The sequence below is a fragment of the Vicinamibacteria bacterium genome, from assembly GCA_035620555.1.
Lineage (GTDB): Bacteria > Acidobacteriota > Vicinamibacteria > Marinacidobacterales > SMYC01 > DASPGQ01.
Genome location: DASPGQ010000835.1, coordinates 1 through 5363, shown reverse-complemented (window position 1 = coordinate 5363; position 5363 = coordinate 1). Strand labels below are relative to the sequence as shown.

Below are 5363 nucleotides of genomic sequence, written 5' to 3'. Positions count from 1 at the left end.
CGTTTCCTGGAGCAGACGATTCACTACTGGCACGAATGGGTCCGAAACCTCGCCATTCCTTTCGAGTGGCAAGAGGCGGTCATCCGCGCGGCCATTACCCTGAAGCTCAACGCGTTCGATGATACCGGCGCGATCGTCGCGGCGATGACGACTTCGATTCCCGAGGCGCCGTCGAGCGGCCGCAATTGGGATTATCGCTACTGCTGGCTGCGCGACGCGCAGTTCGTCGTCGGGGCGCTCAACCGTCTGGGGACGACGCAGACGATGGAGCGGTACCTTCGATTCATCGTCAACGTCGCCGCGAATAGCGAAGACGGACGGCTCCAGCCCGTTTACGGAATCAACGGTCGCGGGACGCTGGCGGAGCGCATCGTGAAGGAGCTTCCCGGATATCGGGGCATGGGGCCGGTTCGGTTCGGCAATCAAGCCCACGTCCAGGTGCAAAACGACGCCTACGGCTCGGCGGTGCTCGCGGCGACCCACGTGTTCTTCGATCGTCGGCTGGCGACCCCTGGCGACGAAGCGCTCTTCCATCGTCTCGAGCACCTCGGTGAGCTGGCCGTCGACGTATTCGGTGAGCCGGACGCGGGTCCGTGGGAGCTTCGAGGAGAAGGCAAGGCTCACACCCACTCCGCGGTGATGTGCTGGGCGGCCTGTGACCGGCTGGCAAAAATCGCCCGCAGGCTCGGCCTCGCGCCGCGCGCGCTCTACTGGAGCCGGCAGGCTCGGCGGCTTCACGATGCCATCTACACGCGCGCCTGGAACGAAGACCTCGGGAGCTTCACCGGGAGCTTCGAGGGCGAAGATCTCGACGCGACCCTGCTGCTTCTGAACGAGCTCGGTTTCGTGAGATCCGACGACCCTCGCTTCCTGAAGACTATCGCGGCGGTCGAGGAGCGCCTTCTGCGGGGTGACTACGTCTTTCGATACGTGAACCAAGACGATTTCGGAAGACCGGAGACCGCCTTTACCGTGTGTAGCTTCTGGTACGTGGACGCGCTCCACGCCGTGGGTCGGCACGAAAGAGCTCGCGACCTGTTCGAGAAGCTCCTGTCCCGTCGCAACCGGCATGGGCTCCTGTCCGAGGACCTGGACATCGAAACCGGAGAGCTCTGGGGCAATTTCCCGCAGACTTACAGCATGGTCGGCTTGATCAACTCGGCTCGGAAGCTCAGCCAGCAGTGGGAGGAGGTGGTTTGAGCCGGCTGGTCGTCGTTTCCAATCGTGTTCCCATGCCGCGAGCCTCCCGACCGGAAGGGGGGCTGGCCACCGCGGTCCTCGCCGCCCTCGAATCTCGCGGAGGTCTGTGGTTCGGGTGGGACGGAACCAGCTCGGCGAGCTCGGACGCCACTCCGAAGCGCAATCGGATCGGGGCGGTCGACTTCGCCACCATGCCCCTTTCGAAAAGAGACTACGACGAATATTACAAAGGGTACTCGAACCGCGTGTTATGGCCCCTGTTTCACATGCGGCTCGACAAGATGGAATACCGGAGAGGGTTCGAGGAGGGATATTACCGCGTGAACGACCTGTTTGCGCGAAAACTCCGGCCCCTCATCGGCCGGTCCGATCACCTATGGATCCACGACTATCATCTGATTCCGCTCGGACGTGCCCTGCGACGGGCAGGTTGTCAAAACCCCCTGGGCTTCTTCCTGCACGTTCCTTTCCCGCCTTTCGACATCCTGCGCGCCCTCCCGGGTCACCAGAAGCTGATTCGATCGCTGGGCGCTTACGACCTCGTCGGGTTTCAAACCGACGTGGATCTGCTCGGATTTCGGAACTCCGTCGCCAGTTCGATCCATGGCTCGAGGGTTCAGAAGACCGCGGTGCTCATCGACGAGAGACCCACGCGCGCGGACGTTTTTCCCATCAGTATCGATGTCGAAGACGTCGCCTCCCGCGCCTCGAAGGGGCGCTCCTCGATCCAGGGACGGCGCCTCGTCGATAGTCTCCGCGGGCGGCGTTTGATCATCGGGGTCGATCGGCTCGATTACAGCAAGGGCCTCACCGAGCGTTTCCGAGCCTTCGAAAGACTGCTGGTCAATTACCCGGAGCTCCGCCAGACCGTCATCTTCATGCAGGTGGCTCCGCCGTCGCGCGGCGACGTGCCCGAGTACAAGAGCATGAGGCGGGAGCTCAACGCCGTGGCGGGTGAGATCAACGGAAGATTCGCCGAGTACGATTGGGTGCCGATTCGATACCTGAACAAGGGCTACGCCCGGACGGCGATCGTCGGCTTCCTTTCGATCGCGGAAGTCGGATTCGTGACGCCGCTACGAGACGGCATGAACCTCGTGGCCAAGGAGTTCGTCGCCGCGCAGGATCCGGACTCACCCGGCGTGCTGCTCTTGTCCGAGCTCGCCGGAGCCGCCCGCGAGCTCGAGACCGCCATCCTCGTCAATCCCCACGATGTAGACGGCTTGGCCGAAGGGCTGCATCGGGCGATCTCGATGCCGCTCGACGAGCGCAAGAGACGGTGGGCTTCGATGATGAAGGTGCTTCGGGAAAACGACATTCACCAATGGCGGCGCCGCTTCGTCGACGGGCTTCAGGCGAGCGCGAACTGAGATCGCTCAACCGTGGAAGCTTTTTACCGCGGCGTCCTCGTCGTCGAAGATCTCGAAGATCGGCAGGAGTTTTGCCATCGTCAGCGAGTTGTGCACCCGCTTGGTCGGGTTGAGGATCTTGAGGTTCCCGCCGAACCGCTGCACCGTGCGATGTCCCGAGACCAGCTCGCCCATCCCCGCGCTGTCCATGAAAGCCACGTCGGTGAAATCGACGAGGATGCGATTTCGACCCGAGGCCAGCAGGGTATCGATGGCTTCACGAAACTGCTCGTCTCCCCCTCCGCCGGTGAGTTGTCCGCCGAGGACGAGAATCGAGATTCCTTCTTTTTCGCGCAGGTCGAGCTTCATCGTGAGGCAGCTCCTTTCTCTATCCCGTCAACGAGCGTATCGTTTGCCAGTCGATCTGGACCTCGTAGCGCGACGTGAGGCCGGACACGAAGGCGTTCCAGACGCGAAGTCGCTCCTCGTTCAGGATCTGCTCTCTGAAATCGGCCACCTGGGCGTCGAATTCTCCCGGCGAGAATCCCGTTTTCTCGACGACTTTGAGGATGACGAAGCCGTTGGCCGCAGGAAGAGGCTCGGAAAAGACGTCGGGCTCGAGCTCGAAGGCTCGGACCGCCACGGCCGCGGATCGCCCCGCTTCGGGAAGCTGGCTGCCGCGGAAAAAGCTTTCCGTCGAGTGGAGCTCCACACCCTCGGCGGCACCGTCTCGAGCGAGAGTCGAACGCACTTCTTCGGCGCGTGAGCGCGCGAGCTCCATGACGCGTCGTTCTCGTGCGGCACTCTTGACAGCCTCCTGCACTTCTTCGAATTCGGGGATTCCGGCTTCGCGCTCCTCGAGCACCTGGAGAAAAGCATATCCGTTACCGAGGCGGATCGCGGGCGAGATCCCCGCCACGGGTGTCTCGAATGCGATTCGGACCGCGTCGCGAGAGCTCGAGAGCTGGGGCAGAACGTCTTCGCGGCCGAAGAACTGCGTTTCCTGGGGGACGAGCAGCTCGTACTCCGCAGAAAGGGCGTCGATGCTACCCGATGCGCGGAGCTTCGCCGCGGCGCTGTCGACGGCTTCCTCCATGAGCTGCCGGGCCTTTTCCTGCGTCAAGGTTCCCCGAATCTCCTCTTTGACCGATTCCAGAGGCCGGGTGAACGCTTCCTGCTTTCGCGTGACCTTGATGATGTGATAACCGAAGTTCGTGCGAACGAGGTCGCTGATCTCGCCCTCGCCGAGTGAGAAGGCGACCTGCTCGAACTCGGGCACCATCTCTCCGCGACCGAACGAGCCCAGATCGCCGCCCCGTACCGCCGAGCCCTCGTCTTCGGAATTCTCCTTCGCCAGCTCGGCAAAGTCCGCGCCTTCTCTGGCTCGTGCGAGCACGGCCTCCGCGGCCTTGAGGACCTCTTCGTCGCTCTTGTCCCCGCCGGTTCGGAAAAGAATGTGGCTGGCCGCGACCTGCTCGTTGGTCTCGTAGTTGAAAAGGTTCTGGCCGTAGTACCTCTCGATCTCACGCTCGCCGACCGTCACCGCTGCGGTAAAGAGCTGCGGGGTGAACGAAATGAAACGAACCTTTCGCTGCACGGGTCGGGCAAACTCCTCACGGTTGGACTCGTAGTAGCTTCGAGCCTCGTCATCCGACACTTCCACCGACGCTTCGAAATCGGATTTGGCGACGATAGCGTACTCCAGATGGAGCTTTTCGTTGCGACGACGGTACTCTTCTTCCAGGTCCGCCTCTCCCACGATGACTCCGTCGGTCACCAGGTTCTGCAGCCGCTGGCGCAGGAGATCATCCCGGAGCTGCGTCTCGAATGCCGCGGCGGTCATCGCGTTTTGGGCCAGGAGCCTGAGGTAGGCCTCGCGGCCGATGAACTTTCCACCCGTTTGGAAATCGGGGAGATTGACGATGAAATCCCGAACTTCCTCATCAGTCACCTGGAGACCCTGTCGCTCGGCCTCCAGGATCAGCATCTTGTTCTGGAGCAGCTCCCTGACCACGAGATTGTCGAATCCGAGCTGGCGCATGAGGCCAGGGTTGAACTGTGCGCCCAGCTGCTGACGGTATCGATTCTCCTGGGCTCGGTAGCTCCTCAGGAAGTCTTGAGCGCTGATCGGCGTCCCGTCCACCCAGGCAACATTGCCCGTGGCTCCGGCGAGGCCACCCGGGGACATGAAGTCGGGAATGTAGAGCACGATGAAGGCGAAGATCACGAGCCCGAGCAAGCTGGCACCGATCAGCCAGCCTATGCTCTTTCGATTGCGAAAATACTTCAGCATCGGCGAACCTCGAGCCCCATATCGTACCTCAGTCGTTGTACGAGCCGAAATTACTATGGTAAGCTTAACTAAAACAATGTAGATAAGCGCATGGCCAAGTACAACCCCTACCGGACCAACACCGGAATTCACATCGAGTGGTTTACCGTCCGGCGGAGCACTATCTACACGCTTTTTGCCTGTGTCCTGGGGCTCGCGGGGGCAGTCACTTGGATGTACGTCCAGCTCACTGATACCCGAGCCGAAGTTCGCGGGGACCGGCCTCCTCCGGCCGACGACAAGAGTGCCCGATTTCTCGACATGGCGGGAGCGGTGAAGGTTCGGAAAGCGGGCACCTACGAATGGATTGACGCCAATGCGGGCATCACGCTCACCAAGGATGACACCATCCGGACGGTGGGCGATTCTCACGCGCGCGTCCGCCTGTTCGACGGAACGGAATACCTGGTGAAGCCGGATTCGATCCTTGTCATCGAGGAGGCTTCGGAAGACCCCAACACCAAGGCCACCCGAGTAGCGGT

The 5363-nt window shown here is 61.9% G+C and carries 5 protein-coding genes; 3 read left to right on the top strand and 2 right to left on the bottom strand.

The genetic code is table 11. The features are described 5' to 3' along the window. The coding region (locus tag VEK15_33170; GenBank protein HXV65595.1) for a glycoside hydrolase family 15 protein at window positions 1-1200 on the top strand (1200 nt) is incomplete at its 5' end. After that, window positions 1197-2570: a trehalose-6-phosphate synthase gene (locus VEK15_33165; protein ID HXV65594.1), complete on the top strand. Its 1374-nt coding sequence runs from the start codon at window positions 1197-1199 to the stop codon at window positions 2568-2570. The genes VEK15_33170 and VEK15_33165, both read left to right, overlap by 4 nt. Window positions 2571-2576: 6 nt before the next feature. Here VEK15_33165 and VEK15_33160 read toward each other — a convergent pair whose 3' ends face one another. Both VEK15_33160 and VEK15_33155 read right to left on the bottom strand, forming a co-directional pair. After that, a complete protein-coding gene (locus VEK15_33160) occupies window positions 2577-2918 on the bottom strand; it encodes an STAS domain-containing protein (GenBank protein HXV65593.1) in 342 nt (113 codons plus the stop codon). Window positions 2919-2937: 19 nt separating this feature from the next. Continuing rightward, window positions 2938-4842 (bottom strand): SurA N-terminal domain-containing protein, encoded by a 1905-nt coding sequence (locus VEK15_33155; GenBank protein ID HXV65592.1) that lies wholly within the window; start codon window positions 4840-4842, stop codon window positions 2938-2940. A 90-nt stretch (window positions 4843-4932) separates the two neighbouring features. Between VEK15_33155 and VEK15_33150 the strand changes: the two genes are divergently transcribed. Further along, window positions 4933-5363 (top strand): hypothetical protein (locus tag VEK15_33150; GenBank protein HXV65591.1); only part of this gene is annotated, 431 nt, incomplete at its 3' end.